Below are 12,275 nucleotides of genomic sequence, written 5' to 3'. Positions count from 1 at the left end.
GTACTGCAGGGGGGACCCTGTGGGAGAGTAGGACGCCGCCGAACAAATATTGAGAAAGAGCCCCACACCTCACGGTGTGGGGCTCTTTCGCGTTTAAGGGGCCGGCCTGGCCCCGCAGGGCCATTCCGGAATCAGAGTCGGCCCGCCGCTTTCAAAGCCAGGTACGCGTCCGCCAACGCGGGAGCGAGATCATCAGGCGTCGCGTCCACGACCGTCACCCCGCGCCGGCGGAGTTGCTCCGCGGTCCGATGCCGTTCGCTCTGCGCCTGTGCGGCCGCCGCTGCCTCGTACACCGAGTCGGCGTTTCCACGAGCCATTGCCATGCGGGCGACATGCGGGTCGGCCACCGACGCGAGCAGAACCGTGTGGCGCTGGGTCAGTTGGGCGAGCACGGGAAGCAGGCCCTGTTCGACCGGGGCCGTGTCCAGTGTCGTGAGCAGGACGATCAGGGACCGGCGTGGGGCCGTACGGAGCGCGGTGGCGGTGAGCCCGCGGGCGTCCGTTTCCACGAGCTCCGGTTCCAGTGTGGCCATCGCGTTGACGAGGGACGGGAGGACGTCGCCCGCGGCGCGCCCCTGGACGAGGGCGCGGACCCGACGGTCGTAGGCGAGGAGATCCACGCGGTCGCCCGCGCGGGACGCGAGGGCCGCGAGGAGGAGTGCCGCGTCCATGGAGGCGTCCAGGCGGGGGGCGTCGCCGACTCGGCCGGCGGAGGTGCGGCCGGTGTCGAGGACGAGGAGGATGTGCCGGTCGCGTTCGGGACGCCAGGTGCGCACCGCGACCGCCGACTGCCGGGCCGTGGCACGCCAGTCGATGGAGCGGGTGTCGTCGCCAGGGACGTACTCGCGCAGGCTGTCGAACTCCGTGCCCTCGCCGCGGGTCAGGACACTGGTGCGGCCGTCGAGTTCACGCAATCGGGCGAGTTTCGACGGTAGGTGCTTGCGGCTGGTGAACGGGGGCAGAACCCGTACAGTCCAGGGCACTTTGTGAGCGCTCTGGCGGGAGAACAGACCGAGGGGGCCGTAGGAGCGGATGGTGACACGGTCCGCCTGGCGGTCGCCGCGGCGGGTGGGGCGCAGGCGGGTCGTGATGCGGCGGCGCTCGCCCGCGGGGACGGTCAGGCGGTGTCGCGAGGCCTCCACCTCCGTGCCGGGCTGCCAGCTGCTCGGCGGCCAGCCGTCCCTGAGGCGGGCCCGCAGCGGGCGCCCGGAGGGGTTGGTCACCGTCAGGGTGACGTCGGCGGTCTCGCCCAGGCGGGCGGAGGTGTCGCCGGAGCGGGCCAGGACCAGGCGTCGTACCGGGGCTGCCAGGGCGAAGTCGCAGGCGCAGGCCAGGGCCAGCGGTCCGTTGACGGCGAGGATGCCCGTCCAGCTCGGTTCCCAGATGCCGACGGGGATCGATCCGATGGCCGCGATGAGGGCGGCGCGTCCGGTGAGCGGCATCAGCGGGGGACCGGGACGTGAGCGAGGATCGCGTTGATGACGGAGTCGGCGGTCACGCCCTCCATCTCGGCCTCGGGGCGGAGCTGGACGCGGTGGCGGAGGGTGGGCAGGGCGAGGGCCTTGACGTCGTCGGGGATGACGTAGTCGCGGCCTGTCAGCCAGGCCCAGGCACGGGAGGTGGCCAGGAGGGCGGTCGCGCCGCGCGGGGAGACGCCGAGGGTGAGGGACGGGGACTCGCGGGTGGCGCGGCAGATGTCCACCACGTAGGCGGTGATCTCGGGGGAGACGGTCGTCTTGGCGACCGCCGCGCGGGCGGCCTCGAGGTCGGCGGGGCCTGCTACGGGGCGTACGCCGGCGGCGCGCAGGTCACGCGGGTTGAAGCCCTCGGCGTGGCGGGTGAGGACGTCGATCTCGTCCTGGCGGGAGGGGAGCGGGATCGTCAGTTTGAGGAGGAAGCGGTCGAGCTGTGCTTCGGGGAGGGGGTAGGTGCCCTCGTACTCGACAGGGTTCTGGGTCGCGGCGACCAGGAACGGATCGGGCAGCAGACGAGGGGTGCCGTCGACGGTGACCTGGCGTTCCTCCATGGCTTCGAGGAGGGACGACTGGGTCTTGGGCGGGGTGCGGTTGATCTCGTCCGCGAGGAGGAGGTTGGTGAAGACCGGGCCGGGCTGGAAGGAGAACTCGGCGGTGCGGGTGTCGTAGACGAGGGAGCCCGTGACGTCGCTCGGCATCAGGTCGGGAGTGAACTGGACGCGCTTGGTGTCCAGTTCGAGCGCGGATGCGAGGGCGCGGACGAGCAACGTCTTGGCGACTCCGGGGACACCTTCGAGGAGAACGTGTCCGCGGCAGAGGAGAGCGACGACGAGGCCGGTCACGGCGGGGTCCTGGCCGACCACGGCTTTGGCGATCTCCGCGCGCAGGGCCTCCAGGGAGGCCCGGGCGTCGGCCGGGTTCCCGGTGCTCCCGGCGTTGTCAGTGGTCGGGTCCATCATGGACGGCGTACCTCTCTTTCGAGGGCGTCGAGCTGGTCGGTGAGGGCGATGAGGGCCGCGTCGTCGCCGGGCGGCGGTCCGAAGAGCAGGGCGTGCAGGGCCTGTCCGTCGCCGTGGAGATGCGCGGACAGGGCGGCGAGCAGGGCCTCCGGCGCGTGCGCCTGGGAGATGGGGACGCCCACGAGGGGGGCGAGGCGGGTGCGGGCGGTGGAGCGAAGAGCGGCGGCGGCGCGGTCGCGGGCGCTCGCCTTCCGGTAGAGGCGGGCGCGGCCTTCGACGGTTTCGGAGGCCCGGATCGCCACGGGGAGTTTCTCGGGCACGAGGGGGCCGAGCCGGCGTGCCCGCCAGAAGGCGGCGAGCGCTGCGGCGATGAAGAGCTGGAGCGTGCCCCAGAGCCAGCCGGAGGGCAGCAGGTCGAACAAGGATTTCTGGTCGCTGCCACCGGTGGCCGTGGAGTCGGAGAGCGAGGGGAGGTACCAGACCAGATGGGGGCGCGAGCCGAGGAGTTGGAGAGCGAGCGAGGCGTTGCCCTGCTCGTCGAGGCGGTCGTTGAGCAGGATGTCGGGGGCGCCGAGGACGACGGTGTCGCCGCCACCGGAGGCCGCGGGGACGCGGATCAGCGTCGCCAGGCGCTGGCTGGGGTAGCAGGAGTCGGCGTCGAGGTGGGTGGTGGTGTAGCGGATGCCGCCGGTGTCGGCGCTGCCTGCCCGCCGGGCCTCGGTCAGGGTGCAGTGCGGGGCGAGCGTGGACCTGAGGCTGGTGGCGGGGTCGGCGGTGACGCCGGGGGCGAGCCGTTCGACGGAGGTGCTGCCGGCGGCGACCAGGACGGTGCGGCCGCCCGACCGGGCCGTCGACTTCCGGAGCTGGGACTGCTGATGCGGGGTCAGCAGATCCGGGACGGCGACGAGAAGGGTGGTGTCCCGGCCGGCTGCGGCGCGCGCCTCGGCCAGGGTGGTGACCACGCGTGTGTCCACACCCCGGTCGGCGAGGAGTTCGGCGACGGCGCGGCTGCCGTAGCGGTCGGCGGAGCGCGGGTCGAGGTCGCCGTGCCTGCTGTCGGAGCGGATGACGGCGATCGCGACGGCCCCGGCGAGGACGAGCACCAGGGCGAGGACGATGCCCCGGGCGCGGGACCACACCTGGCGGCCGGTGGGCGCGGTGGAGGTGGTCGGGAGAGTGGCCACGCCGGCGGTCATTCGGCGGCCCCCTGGCGGGTGCTGTGGGCCGTGCTGTGGGCGCTGGCGGTGAGGATCGGCTTGGCGCGTTCCAGGTCACGGTCGAGGTCGGCGACGCGGTCGTACGACGCCTGGGTCGCCCGGCGGCCGCCGTACGTCACGTCGTCGAACTCCAGGGCGGCGGCGCGCAGCCGGTCGGCGTGGGCGGGCAGGACGCGGCCGGCTTCGGCGGCGGCCTCGTCGGCGGTGCGGCCGGGGCGGACGTCGAGCAGTGCGCGTTCCTCCAGGGCGCGGACGACGCCGCGTACGCGTTCCTGGAGGGCCTGGTTCCAGTGGCCCTGGGCGGCGTGCGCCTCGGCGGCCGCCCGGTGTTCGGCGGCGCTGCGGACCCGGTCGTCGAACAGGGCGACCGAGGAGACGGGTTGCCGGCTGGGGGTGCCCAGGCGCCACCACAGGGCGCCCAGGACGGCGACGACGGCCAGGACCACGACGACCAGGCCAAGTGCGCCTCCGGGCGTCGCGGACGCGGCGGCGGAGAGCAGGCGGTCGATCCAGTCGAGGGCGGCGTTCAGGGCGCGCTGGAACAGCCCGGGGTCGTTCTCGTGGTACATCCGCTTGGACAGTTCACGCCGTGCGGCCTCCCGCGCGGGGTCGCGCGGGATGGTCACGGGCGGTTGGCCGCCCGAGCCGGTCAGCGACAGCAGGGCTGCGGGCACGGCTGTGAGGACTCCCCCCGTCGGGCTCACCGCATCAGCTCCCCGGGACGGTGCCGGGCGTGCCGGCGCCGTAGTTCTCGACACCGGCGGCGCGGGCCAGTTCGAGGTCGAGGGCCTCGCGGCGGATGCGCTGATCGATGTAGAGGAGCACGGTGACGCCCGCGTTGATCGGGAAGGTGAGCATGGAACCGATCACGGAGCCGATGCCGCTGATGACGAGGAACGTCCAGCCGTAGTTTTCGTTGGTGTTCTGAAGGAAGCCGGTCAGGCCGTGGCCGCCGGCGTAGGCCCCGATCAGGGTGAAGGGGACCACGGCGAGCGACGAGACGATGTTGGCGATGATCGAGGCGAGGAACTGGATGCCGAAGACCCGCCACCAGGAGCCGCGTACGAGCTTGATGGAGCGGCCCAGCGATGTGGTGATGCCCTGCTTCTCCAGCATCAGGGCGGGCGAGGCCAGGGAGAAGCGGACCATCAGCCACACGGTGACGACGGCGCCGGCGAGGATGCCGAGGACGAGCAGGCCGGCGATGGCGCCGCCCGGGCCGCCGGCGATCGCGACGACGATGCCCGGCAGTGCGCCGACGAGCAGGACACCGACCGCGATGAGCCCGGTCAGGAGGATGAGGCCGAACAGTTTGAGGACCTGCGGGCGGGCGTCGCGCCAGGCCTCGCCGATGGTGACGGACTTGCCGAGCACGGCGCGGCTGGTGACGGTCGTCAGCAGGGCTGTCGCGATGATGGTGCCGACCAGGGTGATCAGCAGGACGGCGCCCGAGCTGAGCGCGACTCCACCCGCGGCGCGGCTGATCTCGGTGAGGGAGGCGCTCGGGTCGTTGAGTGCGTCGGTGGTCTCGGTGTCGTTCAGGACGAGGCCCTGGAGCAGGATCACCGCGACCTCGGTGACGACGGCGATCGTCAGCGAGATGCCGAGGACCGTGCGCCAGTAGGTGCGCATGGTGGAGACGGCGCCGTCGAGGATCTCGCCGGTGCCGAGGGGGCGGAGCGGGATCACGCCGGGTTTGGCGGCGGGCGGGGGGCCGCCCCAGCCGCCGCCCCAGGCTCCGTATCCGCCGGGCGGGCCGTAGCCGCCAGGGCCTCCGTAGCCGCCTGGCCCGCCATGACCTGCGCCGGGGGGCCGGCCGCCCCAGCCGGGGCCCGGGGGTGGTGGCGGTGCCTGGCCTGGTGTCGGGGCGCCGGTGGGCGTGGACCACTGGCCGGGCGGCGGCTGCTCCTTGGACCACTGCGAGCCGGAGTCCTGCGGATCGGTGCCCGGCTGATCGGCGGGCTGTTCGGCAGGCCCTGCGGGGACGGGGCGGTCGGCAGGCGTGGACGCGCCGGGTTCCCGCCCGTCGGACGGGGCGGATCCGGGCGAGGCCCAGCCCGGAGTGTCGTTCATCGAAGCTCCTTCACGGTGCCCGTCCGCGGACGCGTCGGCGGGTTGGCTGCCATCGTGCCATGGGGTGGGCGCCCAGTGACCGGCCGAGGTGGAGCTGCGCACCTTCAATTGTCTGCCGGATCCGGGGCAGACTGACCGCATGGCTGATCAGTACGCGCAAACCGGCGAGGACAAGCGGCCGACGGGAATGCCAGTGATCCGATGGGAGGAGCCGCCCGAAGGTCCCGTGGTGGTCCTTCTCGACCAGACCAGACTGCCGACCGAGGAGGTCGAGCTGGTCTGCACGGACGCGTCGGCGCTGGTCGAGGCGATCCGTTCGCTCGCGGTGCGCGGAGCGCCGTTGCTCGGCATCGCGGGGGCCTACGGCGTCGCGCTCGCCGCCGCGCGGGGCTTCGACGTGGACGAGGCCGCGGTGGCGCTGGCGGGTGCCCGGCCCACGGCCGTGAATCTCTCCGTCGGGGTGCGCAGGGCCGCGTCGGCATACCGGTCCGCTCTGGCCGAGGGCGGCGACAGCGGGGCGGCGGCCGCGGCGGCGCTGGATGCGGCGCGGGCGCTGCACCGGGAGGATGCCGAGGCCAGCGCCCGGATGGCCGAGCACGGGCTGGCGCTGCTTGAGGAGTTGCTGCCGGGCGGGGGGCATCGGATCCTCACCCACTGCAACAGCGGTTCGCTGGTGTCGGGAGGGGAGGGAACGGCGTTCGCGGTGGCCCTGCACGCCCATCGGGCGGGGCGGCTGCGGCGGCTGTGGGTGGACGAGACGCGTCCCTTGCTACAGGGCGCTCGCCTGACGGCGTACGAGGCTGCTCGCAGCGGCATGGCGTACACCTTGCTCACCGACAACGCGGCCGGTTCGCTGTTCGCGGCGGGGGAGGTGGACGCGGTGCTGATCGGGGCGGACCGGATCGCGGCCGACGGTTCGGTGGCGAACAAGGTGGGGAGCTATCCGCTCGCGGTGCTCGCGCGGTACCACCACGTTCCGTTCATCGTCGTGGCGCCGGTGACGACGGTGGATCCGGAGACGCCGGACGGGGCGTCCATCGAGGTCGAACAGCGCCCCGGATACGAGGTGACCGAGGTCGCGGCACCGCAGGCGCCGGTGACGGGAGCGGGAGGCGGGATCCCGGTGGCGCCCCTGGGGACCCAGGCGTACAACCCGGCGTTCGACGTGACGCCGCCCGAGTTGGTGACGGCCATCGTCACCGAGGAGGGCGCCGTCTCGCCCGTGACGGCCGAGGCCCTTGCCGAGCTGTGTGCCAGGTCGCGCCAGGTGACGATGTAGCCGATGCGCCAGCCGCCCCGCCCGAGATGTTGTCGGCTCGGCCGCCGGGAACGGCCCCTCCGTCTGCGGCGATTCGCAGGCCGAGGGGTCGTGGCGTCCAGCGGTCGCGTCGGCCTGGCCACCTGGTCCGGCAGGAGCTGGGCGAGGACCCGGCAGGGGTACCGTGAGCGCCGCAGAGTCTCGGCGAAGGATTGAGCGGGTGCCCATGCAGGTGATCAGACGCACCGTTGCCGGTGCTCTCCTGCTCTGCGGTGCGTTGCTTTGGGCGCGGGAACTCCAGCGGCGGGCTTCCGGCCGTGGCGCTAAGAAGAGCCTGACGGGGCTTGCGTTCGCGCTGTGCGCTGTCGGCGTGCTGCTCAGCCAGGCATAGCGGCACCGCGTCGGTACGACTCGGCCTCGCGCAGCGGGGTCAGGAGGAGCGGGCGGTCACAGGGGGGGGGCGGAGCCGGCATCCGTCACTGACATCGGCGTCGGCGGACGGGGGCAGACAGTGACGGCCCCCTGCGGCTATCGTCACTGGCCGGTGACCCTGGTCACCTGCGTAACCTTCACCGTTATGAGAATGGGATGATGTCGTTTATGAAGGGACGAGTCCTTGTCGTCGACGACGACACCGCACTGGCCGAGATGCTCGGCATTGTGCTGCGTGGTGAAGGTTTTGAGCCGTCTTTCGTAGCCGACGGCGACAAGGCGCTGGCCGCTTTCCGTGAGACCAAGCCCGATCTGGTGCTGCTCGATCTGATGCTGCCCGGTCGGGACGGTATCGAGGTGTGCCGTCTGATCAGGGCGGAGTCCGGGGTGCCGATCGTGATGCTCACGGCGAAGAGCGACACCGTCGATGTGGTCGTGGGCCTGGAGTCGGGCGCCGACGACTACATCGTCAAGCCGTTCAAGCCGAAGGAGCTGGTGGCCCGGATCCGGGCCCGGCTGCGCAGGTCGGAGGAGCCGACGCCGGAGCAGCTCGCCATAGGTGACCTGGTCATCGACGTGGCCGGGCACTCGGTGAAGCGGGACGGGCAGTCGATCGCGCTGACCCCGCTGGAGTTCGACCTGCTGGTCGCGCTCGCCCGCAAGCCGTGGCAGGTGTTCACGCGTGAGGTGCTCCTGGAGCAGGTCTGGGGCTACCGGCACGCGGCGGACACCCGTCTCGTCAACGTTCATGTCCAGCGGCTGCGCTCCAAGGTCGAGAAGGACCCGGAGCGGCCGGAGATCGTGGTGACCGTCCGTGGCGTCGGATACAAGGCGGGACCCAGCTGACATGCCCGGGGACAGTGCCGCTTCGGCCCCCGGCCGGTCCGGGGACCGTCCGGAGCGGCCTGTCGGCGGGAAACGGCTCGGCACGCGCTGGCGGCGGCTCTTCGAGGGCGGACTGCTCCAGGGCGGGGTTCAGGGCAGCCCGGTGCTGCGCCTGTTCATGCGCTGGGTGCGGCGGCCGCTGCTGCCGGTCATGCGGCTGTGGCGGCGCAACATCCAGCTCAAGGTCGTCGTCACGACCCTGCTGATGTCGCTGGGCGTGGTCCTGCTGCTCGGCTTCGTCGTCATCGGCCAGGTGCGCAACGGCCTGCTGGACGCCAAGGTGAAAGCCTCCCAGAGCCAGGCCACCGGCGGTTTCGCGGTGGCCAAGCAGAAGGCCGACGAGGCCGGGACCGGCACCGGTGACACCGCCGAGACGGCGGACGGACGGCAGTCGCAGAACCTCACCTCGTGGATGAGCGACCTCGTCGAGTCCCTCTCCAGCGGCGGCCAGGGCGCCTTCGACGTGGTCACACTGCCTGCGGGCGACAACAACAGCGGCGGCGGGCGCACCCGCGCCTCCGGGCAGGTCGACCCGACGGCCAGCGTGCCCGACGACCTGCGCGCGCGGATCAACGGCAATACGACGGCCGCGCAGAGCTACACCCGGATCATCTACACGGACGACAAGGAGTCGCAGCCCGCGCTGGTCATCGGCAAGCAGGTCAACGACCCGAACAACCAGCCGTACGAGCTGTACTACCTCTTCCCGCTCACCCAGGAGGAGAAGTCCCTCAGCCTGGTCAAGGGCACGCTGGCGACCGCCGGGCTGTTCGTCGTCGTCCTCCTCGGGGCCATCGCCTGGCTCGTCGTACGGCAGGTCGTCACGCCCGTGCGGATGGCGGCCGGGATCGCCGAGCGGCTGTCGGCGGGGCGGCTCCAGGAACGGATGAAGGTCACCGGCGAGGACGACATCGCGCGGCTCGGCGAGGCCTTCAACAAGATGGCGCAGAACCTCCAGCTGAAGATCCAGCAACTGGAGGACCTGTCGCGGATGCAGCGCCGGTTCGTGTCCGACGTCTCGCACGAGCTGCGGACGCCGTTGACGACGGTCCGGATGGCGGCCGACGTCATCCACGAGGCGCGCGAGGACTTCGACCCGGTGACCGCGCGGTCCGCGGAACTCCTCGCCGACCAGCTGGACCGGTTCGAGTCGCTCCTCGCCGACCTGCTGGAGATCAGCCGCTTCGACGCGGGCGCGGCGGCGCTGGAGGCCGAGCCGATAGACCTCAGGGAGGTCGTACGGCGGGTGGTCAGCGGCGCAGCGCCGCTCGCGGAGCGCAAGGGCACGCACATACGTGTGGTCGGAGACCTGCAACCCGTGGTGGCCGAGGCGGACGCCCGGCGGGTGGAACGGGTGCTGCGCAACCTTGTCGTCAACGCCGTGGAGCACGGCGAGGGCAAGGACGTCGTCGTCAAGCTGGCGGCGGCCGGCGGCGCGGTCGCGGTCGCGGTGCGCGACTACGGCGTCGGGCTCAAGCCCGGCGAGGCGACCCGGGTCTTCAGCCGCTTCTGGCGGGCGGACCCGGCACGCGCGCGTACCACCGGCGGTACGGGCCTGGGGTTGTCGATCGCGCTGGAGGACGCGCGGCTGCACGGCGGCTGGCTCCAGGCGTGGGGCGAACCGGGCGGCGGCTCACAGTTCCGGCTGACGCTTCCCAGGACGGCGGACGAGCCGCTGCGCGGTTCGCCGATACCCCTGGAGCCCAAGGACTCCCGGCGCAACCGGGGGCTGGGTGAGGCCGGTCTGCCGAGCGGCGGCGAGGACAAACGAGCGACGGTACCGGTGCAGCCCGGCGGCCAGGCGCCGCCGCTCGCGCCGATGACACAGCGGATGACCACCACGGCGCCCACGGCCGACCCGACCGCACTGCCCGGCAGCGGCGCGCGCGTGGTGCCCCGGCCGGTCCAGGGCGTACGGCGTCAGGAGGGCCCGCCCGAGACCGGTCAGGCCGGCGGGGCCGACCGGGCCGACGAGTCGAACAAGCCAGGGGAGGCATTTCGTGGGCGCTGACCGCGAGGGGAGCGCCCGGCGCGGGCCGGCGCGCGCGGTGGCGTACGCCGCCTGTGGGGTCCTGCTGCTGGCGGGCTGCGCCTCCATGCCGGACAGCGGCAACCTGCAGGACGTCGAGTCCACACCACGGCAGGACACGCAGGTGCGGGTCTTCGCCATGCCGCCGCAGCAGGACGCCTCGTCCACGGAGATCGTGCAGGGCTTTCTGGAGGCCCTGACCAGTGACGATCCGAACTACGACACGGCGCGCAAGTATCTGACCAAGGCGGCCTCGAAGAGCTGGCAGCCGGAGGTGCAGGCCACGGTGCTGGCGAACGGGCCGAGCATCCAGACGAACCCGCGCCCGGCGGGCCGGGAGGGCACGAACAGCATCACCTACACGCTCCAGGGCAGCCGGGTGGCCACCGTCGACGCGCAGCAGGCCTACACGCCCGCGGACGGGTCGTACAGCAGGACGGTGCATCTGACCAGGGACGCCAAGAGCGGGCAGTGGCGGATCGACTCGCTGCCGCAGGGGGTCGTGATGGGCAAGTCCGACTTCCAGCGCAACTACACGTCGGTCGACAAGTACTACTTCGCCTCGGACACGTCGGCCCGGGAGACCGGGCAGCCGGTGGCGGTCGCCGATCCCGTCTTCGTGCGCAGCCGGGTGGATCCGACGACCCAGCTGGTGCGTTCGCTGATCAACGGCCCCACCGCCTGGCTTGGCCCGGTGGTCCGGTCGAGTTTCCCGACCGGTACGGCGCTGAAGAAGGGCGTGTCGGGGCTGACCCCGGACGACCAGAACGAGGTCACGGTGCCGCTGAACGTCAAGGCGTCCCGGATCGGCTCGGCCAAGTGCAGCGAGATGGCGACCCAGTTGCTGTTCACGCTGCGGAACCTGACGCCCACCGTGGACTCCGTCGCGCTGCGGTCCGTCAACGGCGCACACATGTGCGACGTCGACGAGAGCCAGGCCGAGGCCACCGCCTGGCGTGCCTCGACCAAGCGCCCCGACTACCTGTACTTCCTCGATGACAAGCACCGGCTGGTGCGGATGGCGGCCGGTGGTACCGGGACCAGCGCGTTCGCCGTGCCGGGCCCGTTCGGCGCGGGCACCAAGCCGCTGCGGTCGGTGGCGGTCGCCCGCGACGAGCGGACCGCTGCCGGGGTCACCAGCGACGGCAGGACGCTGTACGTCACCTCGCTCGCGTCCGACGGTTCGCTGGGCGACGCCGTGCTGACCAGCCACGGTGCCACCGAGAACGACCGGCTGACGGCGCCGAGCTGGGACGCCCGCGGCGACCTGTGGGTGGCCGACCGCAACCCCGCGAAGCCGCAGCTGTACATGCTGGAGCAGGGCGTGGGTCAGCCGCTGGCCGTGCAGGTCCCCGAGCTGAACGGCCGGATCGAGGACGTGCGGGTCGCCGCGGACGGGGTGCGGATCGCGCTCGTCGTGGAGAAGGACGGCAAACAGTCGCTGCTCGTCGGGCGGATCGAACGCACCAAGTCCGACGACCAGCAGGAGGTCTCGGTCCTCGAACTGCGCTCCGCCACTCCCGGCTCCGAGGAGGTCACCGCGATGTCCTGGGCGGGGGACAGCCGGCTCGTGGTGGTCGGGCGCGAGCAGGGCGGTGTGCAGCAGACGCGGTACGTCCAGGTCGACGGTTCCACGCCGGACGGGTCGGCGCCCGCGGCGCTCACCGGTGTCCTCGCCATCGCCGCGTCCGAGGACGACCGGGTGCCGCTGGTGGCCCGCTCGCAGGACGACGGGATCGTCCGGCTGCCGTCGGGGGACCAGTGGCAGAAGGTGGTCAAGGACGGGTCGGCGCCGGTCTATCCGGGCTGAGCCCCGAGCCGTGCGCGAGCGGCCGTCCCGTTCCGGCGCCGAGCCGGTCGGGACGGCCGTTTTCGTGTGCCGACATCGGCTTCCTCACCTGTGTGGGGGACGCGCTGTGCAGGTCGCACGGAGTTGTCCACAGGCGG

The 12,275-nt window shown here is 72.4% G+C and carries 9 protein-coding genes; 4 read left to right on the top strand and 5 right to left on the bottom strand.

The genetic code is table 11. The annotated features are described in order from the left end of the window. Positions 1–131 precede the first annotated feature (131 nt). Genes AB0P24_RS20925 through AB0P24_RS20905 form a run of 5 tightly spaced genes read right to left on the bottom strand, consistent with a single transcriptional unit; the run spans position 132 to position 5,724 of the window. Positions 132–1,442 carry a DUF58 domain-containing protein gene (locus AB0P24_RS20925; protein ID WP_365796053.1) on the bottom strand — a complete coding sequence of 437 codons (1,311 nt, stop codon included), beginning with the start codon at positions 1,440–1,442 and terminating at the stop codon, positions 132–134. After that, positions 1,442–2,431: a MoxR family ATPase gene (locus AB0P24_RS20920; protein WP_365796051.1), complete on the bottom strand. Its 990-nt coding sequence runs from the start codon at positions 2,429–2,431 to the stop codon at positions 1,442–1,444. Before AB0P24_RS20920 ends, AB0P24_RS20925 begins: the two co-directional genes overlap by 1 nt. Then, positions 2,431–3,630: a DUF4350 domain-containing protein gene (locus tag AB0P24_RS20915; RefSeq protein ID WP_365796049.1), complete on the bottom strand. Its 1,200-nt coding sequence runs from the start codon at positions 3,628–3,630 to the stop codon at positions 2,431–2,433. Before AB0P24_RS20915 ends, AB0P24_RS20920 begins: the two co-directional genes overlap by 1 nt. Continuing rightward, a complete protein-coding gene (locus AB0P24_RS20910; RefSeq protein WP_365796047.1) occupies positions 3,627–4,325 on the bottom strand; it encodes a DUF4129 domain-containing protein in 699 nt (232 codons plus the stop codon). Before AB0P24_RS20910 ends, AB0P24_RS20915 begins: the two co-directional genes overlap by 4 nt. Before the next feature lie 34 nt (positions 4,326–4,359). Further along, positions 4,360–5,724, bottom strand: coding sequence for a hypothetical protein (locus AB0P24_RS20905; protein WP_365796045.1), 1,365 nt, complete (start codon positions 5,722–5,724; stop codon positions 4,360–4,362). 139 nt (positions 5,725–5,863) lie between these two features. On the opposite strand from AB0P24_RS20905, the gene mtnA reads away from it, so the two are divergent. The 4 genes from mtnA to AB0P24_RS20885 all read left to right on the top strand — a co-directional run bounded on the left by mtnA (position 5,864) and on the right by AB0P24_RS20885 (position 12,138). Next, on the top strand, positions 5,864–7,003 hold the full coding sequence (mtnA, locus tag AB0P24_RS20900) for an S-methyl-5-thioribose-1-phosphate isomerase (protein WP_365796043.1): 1,140 nt from the start codon (positions 5,864–5,866) through the stop codon (positions 7,001–7,003). 567 nt (positions 7,004–7,570) lie between these two features. Next, a complete protein-coding gene (mtrA, locus tag AB0P24_RS20895) occupies positions 7,571–8,260 on the top strand; it encodes a two-component system response regulator MtrA (protein ID WP_307620883.1) in 690 nt (229 codons plus the stop codon). A 1-nt stretch (position 8,261) separates the two neighbouring features. Continuing rightward, positions 8,262–10,310 carry an MtrAB system histidine kinase MtrB gene (gene mtrB / locus AB0P24_RS20890; RefSeq protein WP_365796041.1) on the top strand — a complete coding sequence of 683 codons (2,049 nt, stop codon included), beginning with the start codon at positions 8,262–8,264 and terminating at the stop codon, positions 10,308–10,310. Beyond that, a complete protein-coding gene (locus AB0P24_RS20885) occupies positions 10,300–12,138 on the top strand; it encodes an LpqB family beta-propeller domain-containing protein (protein ID WP_365796039.1) in 1,839 nt (612 codons plus the stop codon). Before mtrB ends, AB0P24_RS20885 begins: the two co-directional genes overlap by 11 nt. The last annotated feature ends 137 nt before the right edge of the window (positions 12,139–12,275 follow it).

The organism is Streptomyces sp. NPDC086519, assembly GCF_040686075.1.
Classification (GTDB): domain Bacteria; phylum Actinomycetota; class Actinomycetes; order Streptomycetales; family Streptomycetaceae; genus Streptomyces; species Streptomyces shenzhenensis.
The sequence above is the reverse complement of the archived record's forward strand: the minus strand, read 5'-3'. Positions and strand labels throughout refer to the sequence as shown.

Bases quoted from the DNA above. Each gene is read 5' to 3' on its own strand.
- mtrA (WP_307620883.1), top strand. From the start codon at position 7,571: ATGATGTCGTTTATGAAGGGACGAGTCCTTGTCGTCGACGACGACACC.
- AB0P24_RS20905 (WP_365796045.1), bottom strand. From the start codon at position 5,724: ATGAACGACACTCCGGGCTGGGCCTCGCCCGGATCCGCCCCGTCCGAC.
- mtrB (WP_365796041.1), top strand. From the start codon at position 8,262: ATGCCCGGGGACAGTGCCGCTTCGGCCCCCGGCCGGTCCGGGGACCGT.
- AB0P24_RS20920 (WP_365796051.1), bottom strand. From the start codon at position 2,431: ATGGACCCGACCACTGACAACGCCGGGAGCACCGGGAACCCGGCCGAC.
- AB0P24_RS20915 (WP_365796049.1), bottom strand. From the start codon at position 3,630: ATGACCGCCGGCGTGGCCACTCTCCCGACCACCTCCACCGCGCCCACC.
- mtnA (WP_365796043.1), top strand. From the start codon at position 5,864: ATGGCTGATCAGTACGCGCAAACCGGCGAGGACAAGCGGCCGACGGGA.
- AB0P24_RS20925 (WP_365796053.1), bottom strand. From the start codon at position 1,442: ATGCCGCTCACCGGACGCGCCGCCCTCATCGCGGCCATCGGATCGATC.